5 protein-coding genes are annotated in these 4,263 nt (G+C 55.2%); 1 reads left to right on the forward strand and 4 read right to left on the reverse strand.

The features are described from left to right. A partial coding sequence (locus ACLQ7H_RS10580; RefSeq protein ID WP_411752620.1) for a hypothetical protein occupies window positions 1-184 on the forward strand: 184 nt, incomplete at its 5' end. A 17-nt stretch (window positions 185-201) separates the two neighbouring features. Here the strand turns inward: ACLQ7H_RS10580 and ACLQ7H_RS10585 are convergent. The 4 genes from ACLQ7H_RS10585 to ACLQ7H_RS10600 form a co-directional block, all read right to left on the reverse strand. Next, complete coding sequence (locus ACLQ7H_RS10585; protein ID WP_141131753.1) at window positions 202-1,899, reverse strand: NAD-dependent malic enzyme; 1,698 nt, start codon at window positions 1,897-1,899, stop codon at window positions 202-204. Between the two features lie 156 nt (window positions 1,900-2,055). Beyond that, window positions 2,056-2,940, reverse strand: a complete 885-nt coding sequence (gene cdd, locus ACLQ7H_RS10590; RefSeq protein WP_411752621.1) for a cytidine deaminase — start codon at window positions 2,938-2,940, stop codon at window positions 2,056-2,058. A gap of 136 nt (window positions 2,941-3,076) precedes the next feature. Continuing rightward, complete coding sequence (locus ACLQ7H_RS10595) at window positions 3,077-3,772, reverse strand: CidB/LrgB family autolysis modulator (RefSeq protein ID WP_411752622.1); 696 nt, start codon at window positions 3,770-3,772, stop codon at window positions 3,077-3,079. Then, window positions 3,769-4,176, reverse strand: coding sequence for a CidA/LrgA family protein (locus ACLQ7H_RS10600; RefSeq protein ID WP_411752623.1), 408 nt, complete (start codon window positions 4,174-4,176; stop codon window positions 3,769-3,771). Before ACLQ7H_RS10600 ends, ACLQ7H_RS10595 begins: the two co-directional genes overlap by 4 nt. Window positions 4,177-4,263 lie beyond the last annotated feature (87 nt).

Consider the following 4,263-nt stretch of genomic DNA (forward strand, 5'->3'; position numbering starts at 1 on the left):
GATGATGAACAGGCTAACTATCAGGCGTTTCCACATGTTGATGCCTTGCGCGAACGATGGATTAAATGAGTTCCAAGGCTACTTTACCTGCCCGGCAGACGCAAGCGGCGCGCCCTTTGTCGTAGGCATTACGCTGTATTTTTCAGCATATTCCGGTCTTGGCTTGAGAACCGGGCCTGACTAACAGGCCCGATGAGGAACTTAGAACGAGGTACGCTTGTAGATACGATACTGCGGGCGCCAGAAGTTATGCTCGATGGCTTTAGACAACGCCTCTTCCGACGTCACCACTGCTACACCCTGCAACTGAGCGGCTTTGCCCACTTCCATCGCGATACATTTGGATACGCCCTGAATATCATCGATATTCGGCAGCAGTGCGCCGTGGCCGTCGGTAGCCAGCGGAGAGCAGTCGGCCAAGGCACGGCTGGCGGCCATCAGCATGGCATCGGTGACCCGTTTTGCCCCTGCTGCCAGTACGCCAAGGCCAATCCCCGGGAAGATATAGGAGTTGTTGCACTGGGCAATCGGGAACAGCTGGTCTTTATAGGTTACCGGTGAGAACGGGCTGCCGGTGGCGACCAGTGCGGCACCGTCGGTCCAATTGATGATATCTTCTGGCCGAGCTTCCACGCGGGAGGTTGGGTTGGACAGCGGCATCACGATCGGACGCGGACAGTGCTTGTGCATCTCGCGGATCAGCTCTTCGGTAAACAGCCCCGGCTGGCCAGAGACGCCGATCAGCACGGTCGGCTTGGCGTTGCGCACCACTTCCAGCAGGGAGATCGCATCGCTTTCCACCTGCCATTGCTGCAGACTGGCACTTTTCTGTACCAGCTTGCTCTGGAAATCGAGCAGGTTTGGCAGCTTATCCGTCAGCAGCCCAAAACGGTCAACCATAAACACGCGGGCGCGGGCTTCCTCTTCGCTCAGCCCTTCGGATTTCATCTGGGCGATGATCTGTTCGGCAATCCCACAACCTGCGGAACCGGCACCCAGGAAGGCGACGGTTTGATCGCGCAGTTGGCTGCCAGCAGCACGGCTGGCGGCGATCAGGCTGCCCAGCGTCACGGCGGCGGTGCCTTGGATATCGTCGTTAAAGCAGCACAGCTCGTCACGATAGCGATTAAGCAGCGGCGTGGCGTTGTTCTGGGCGAAATCTTCAAACTGCAATAGCACGTTCGGCCAACGGCGTTTCACCGCCTGGATGAACTCTTCCACAAAGGCGTGATATTCATCGCCAGAAATACGCGGATGACGCCACCCCATATAGAGCGGATCGTTCAGGCGCTGCGGATTGTTGGTGCCCACGTCCAGCACCACTGGCAAGGTATAGGCCGGGCTGATACCGCCACAGGCGGTGTACAGGGAGAGCTTACCAATTGGAATACCCATGCCCCCGATGCCCTGGTCGCCCAGGCCAAGGATGCGTTCCCCGTCGGTGACCACAATCACCTTAACGTTCTGCTTGGTGGCATTTTGCAGCATATCGTCGATGCGATCGCGGTTCGGGTAGGAGATAAACAACCCACGCGCACGGCGATAGATATCGGAGAAATGCTCACAGGCTTCACCCACGGTTGGCGTATAGATGATGGGCATCATCTCGCTCAGGTGCGAATCCAGCAGGCGATAGAACAGCGTTTCGTTGGTGTCCTGGATATTGCGCAGGTAGATGTGCTTGTCGTTATCGTTCTTGAAATCCTGATACTGACGGTAAGCGCGTTCCACCTGTTCTTCGATGGTTTCTATCGCTTCCGGCAGCAGGCCGTGCAGGTTGAAGTTACTGCGTTCTTCTTCGGAAAAGGCGCTGCCTTTGTTCAGCAACGGGAACTCCAACAGAATGGGGCCAGCGTAGGGGATGTAGAGAGGGCGTTTGCTTTCGTATTCCAGTTCCATCAGTTTTACTCTTTGCTTAGGGTAAGCTTTATTACCGCCGATCCTAAGAGATCGGCAAAATATGTACAGCATTTGTTAGTAAATAATGGGGAATTGTCGTTTGTTGCTGGTTTTTTAGCCGGATTGCGGCGGAGCACGGTGGCTCCGCCTGAGGGATCAGAAGGTGACGCGTTGGACGTCTTCGCAGCCCAAGGCCGCCAGGGTGGCGCGGGTGGCATCCCACTGGGTCAGGATTGCGCCTTCCGCTTCGGCCAATACGGCACGGCGAATTTTCTGGCAATCACCGCCGGAGACATTCATCAGGATCAGGGCGGCCTGCAATGGTGGCAGGCTAGGGTTGAACGCGGCGTTTTCTGCATAGCGGCCAGCGTAAACCTTGCCGTCTTCGGCTTCCAGCGCTACGCCGCTATGGGCGGTGCTGTATGGAGCATGGCTGCGGTTGGCGGCATCCAGGGCAGCTTTCGCCAGTTCATCATCCAGCGTCAGTTGGAAACCGTGATCGACCGGATCCATCAGCAACTCGCTGATTTGCAGATCTTTCGGGCCGAAGGAGTAAGGCAGGTAGTCACCCAGCGTGGCGGTTGCCCGTGCAGGCAGGTGGATCTCCAACTCGGTGCCGCTGTTAAGCTCATTCATAAACTGACGGCAGTGGCCGCAAGGCGAGTAGTTGACGGTGACCGCAACCAGTTTGGCTTCACCACGCAGCCAGGCATGCGTGACTGCGCACTGTTCTGCGTGCACGGTTTGTTGCATAGGTGCACCACGGAATTCCATGTTGCCACCAAAATACCAGTTGCCACTGACGCCACGTGCGACAGCCCCAACGTGAAAATGCGAAATCGGCGTTAACGAGCAGGCAGCCGCCAATGGCAGCAGAGCAAAGGCCAGAGCATCGTCATCCAACCCGCACTGTTGCTTGATTGCCTCGATCTGCTCGGCCTTGAACATGGCTGCAAAATCGGGCGCATCTAAATAAGGCAGCAGGGCGGATTGCAAGGCCGTGGGTAATTCGCCATAGGCGGTATGAAAGCGAGCATGCATAAATGAGTCTCTCTACGAGTAACGGTTTAACATTTTAGGTAACAGGCTCACAATAAAGTGTGATTTATATCTATTTTTTAATGAAACATGTGCAATGAAATCCATAAATGCGAGACTTATCGCAAGTTTTTGGCCGTTAACCAAACAGTCGCAGCAGTATCGGGAATACAAATGGCGCGGTCAGCGAAGTGATAATCCCGCAGATAACCAGAGCTAGCGAACTGAATGCGCCCTGTTGGTAATCCATTTCTACGCAGCGCGCGGTACCCAACGCGTGCGAGGCGGTACCCATCGCCAAACCGCGCGATGAATTGGTGTTGATCCGCAACAGGCCAAGCAGTGAATGGCCGAAAACCGCCCCCAGAATACCGACAAAAATCACGCATACCGCGCTGATGGCCGGGATACCACCAATCGACTCGGCTACTGCCATGGCTATCGGGGTCGTCACCGACTTTGGCAAGATCGAGGCGGCAATTTCGGGTTTGGCCCCCATCAGCAGGGCAATGGCACCGCCGCTGATCATCGCGGCCATGCTGCCAATAAAACAGACGGTGATGATGGATTTCCAACGCGCGCGGATCTGATGGATCTGCTCGTATAGCGGAAAGGCAAGGGCGACCACCGCCGGTTGCAGCAGATCGTTGAGGATTTTGCTGCCTTGAAAATAGCGTTCATAAGGGATGCCGGTCAGCAACAGCAACGGAATGATCACCGCCATCGAGACCAATAATGGATTCAGCAATGGCATGTTGAGCTTTTGTGCCAGCTTGCGTGCCGCGTAAAACACCGCCAGGGTCAGCGGTAAAGACCACCAGATATTTTGCATCATTGTTCATCCTCCGCATTTTTTGCTTTACCGAGGATGGGGCGCTCGCGGTGGAAGTAATGTGAAGTATAGCCGACCACCACAAACACCAGCAGCGTGCTGATCAGGCAAGACACGATCAGCGGAGCCAGATCCTCAACTATCTGGTCGTAATACTTCATGATGCCGACGCCGATTGGCACGAACAGCAGCACCATATAGCGGATTAACAGATGGCAGCCGGGCTTGACCCATTTGGCCGGTAGAATTTGTGAGGTGAGCAGGGCAAACAGGATCAACATCCCGATAATGCTGCCGGGGATGGCGATCGGCAGCAGCGCCGCAATGGCGTTACCGGCGAACAGGCTGAGGTAGATCAGCACGATCGCCCTGACATATTTCCAACACAGATTAAATAGGTTGCCCATAGTGCATTCTCGTTGATGTTGACGCATTCATCATACAATTAAACTGTGAGCTACGCCACAAAACGCATCATGAATTCTCGCTATGCC

It is taken from the genome of Serratia sp. (in: enterobacteria) (assembly GCF_046715635.1).
In the GTDB taxonomy this organism is placed as follows: Bacteria; Pseudomonadota; Gammaproteobacteria; order Enterobacterales; family Enterobacteriaceae; genus Chania.

Coding starts and splice junctions, on each gene's coding strand:
- ACLQ7H_RS10585 (WP_141131753.1), bottom strand. CDS start 1,899: ATGGAACTGGAATACGAAAGCAAACGCCCTCTCTACATCCCCTACGCT.
- cdd (WP_411752621.1), bottom strand. CDS start 2,940: ATGCATGCTCGCTTTCATACCGCCTATGGCGAATTACCCACGGCCTTG.
- ACLQ7H_RS10595 (WP_411752622.1), bottom strand. CDS start 3,772: ATGATGCAAAATATCTGGTGGTCTTTACCGCTGACCCTGGCGGTGTTT.
- ACLQ7H_RS10600 (WP_411752623.1), bottom strand. CDS start 4,176: ATGGGCAACCTATTTAATCTGTGTTGGAAATATGTCAGGGCGATCGTG.